Genomic DNA, 747 nt, shown 5'->3' with positions numbered 1-747 from the left:
ATGGCTTCGAGCGTGCGCTGCGCATCCCGGCGTGCACAATGCGCCGAAGCCATCTCCAACCCTGGATAAAAAGCGCCGGACCACAGAGAATGATCCCCAGCGCCAGTACAATAATCACTATCCCGGACAGCTCCGTCTCGACCACGTCAACGTTCCTTTTATGTGCACAATCTGCAACACTGATCATTCGTGCACACTATACCATTTCCATCATTGCTGCGGGATAAAGACCCGATGAGAACATTGAGTGTTGGAACACTGGCGGCAACCGCGCCGCCTCTCTGCGAGTCGACATCATCGACCTACAACCGCATCACCTTCACGAAATTCGTTGCGCCGCGCGTGGCAATCGGATGCCCGCCGGTCATCACGATCTGATCGCCAGGACGGGCGTACCCCTGACCGATCAGCACATTGCGTACCGCATCCTCCAGATCGTCCAGTCGATCAACGTAGGGACACAGGAGCGGCGTAACGCCCCATACCAGGTTCAGTCGCCGATAGACCGCTTCAGATGGCGTCAGCGCAAAGATCGGCGTCTTTGGGCGCTGCCGCGCCACCAGACGGGCGGTGCTGCCGCTCATCGTGAATGCGACAATCGCAGTCACCGGCAGCACCTGCACGATCGCATGCACAGCGGAACTGATCGCCGCTGCGACCGTCGGCTGCTCATGGAAACGCCAGATGATCTCATGACTGTGGTCGCCGCGCCGTCCGCTGGCTTCGGTCACTTCAGCGATGCGCCCC

At 59.6% G+C, this 747-nt stretch carries 1 protein-coding gene; it reads right to left on the bottom strand.

Annotated elements, in window-relative coordinates; all coding sequences use genetic code 11:
• Positions 1-302: 302 nt before the first annotated feature.
• Positions 303-747 (bottom strand): pyruvate kinase alpha/beta domain-containing protein (locus tag NW818_RS13965; RefSeq protein ID WP_414424901.1); only part of this gene is annotated, 445 nt, incomplete at its 5' end.

The organism is Synechococcus sp. R6-5 (genome assembly GCF_047461775.1).
Classification (GTDB): Bacteria; Cyanobacteriota; Cyanobacteriia; order Thermostichales; family Thermostichaceae; genus Thermostichus.
The sequence above is the reverse complement of the archived record's forward strand: the minus strand, read 5'-3'. Positions and strand labels throughout refer to the sequence as shown.